Origin of the sequence: Natrialba sp. PRR66 (assembly GCF_034808065.1) — an archaeon.
Classification (GTDB): Archaea; Halobacteriota; Halobacteria; order Halobacteriales; family Natrialbaceae; genus Natrialba; species Natrialba aegyptia.
This window is the reverse complement of sequence record NZ_JAXHGN010000106.1, coordinates 1-271: the sequence shown is the minus strand read 5'-3', so window position 1 is coordinate 271 and position 271 is coordinate 1. Positions and strand designations below refer to the sequence as shown.

The window sequence follows — 271 nt, the reverse complement described above, 5'->3', positions numbered from 1 at the left end:
ACCCCGAGGCCGGGGAGCGTAACCCCGGTGAAGTACTTGAAGACGAAGCCGAGGCCGCCGGAGACGAGAGCGGGGAAGATCCCCGTGAGCAACCCCAGATAGATGCCGAGAAGAACCTCGACCGGCAACGTTGGCATGAGACGTGCATGGGAAGCGACTATTAAATCGGTGTCGACTGGCTCCCGGCATACCGGAGGCCGTCACTGGGGCCCGAGGCGGGTACTAACACGGATACCGACGGCATTTATGCGCGGCCGGCGTGAGTGATGGG

At 63.1% G+C, this 271-nt stretch carries 1 pseudogene; it reads right to left on the bottom strand.

Going from position 1 to position 271, the window contains the following annotated elements:
* Positions 1-137 (bottom strand): annotated as a pseudogene (locus SM755_RS23660) (potassium transporter TrkA); the annotation flags it as partial.
* Between the last annotated feature and the right edge of the window lie 134 nt (positions 138-271).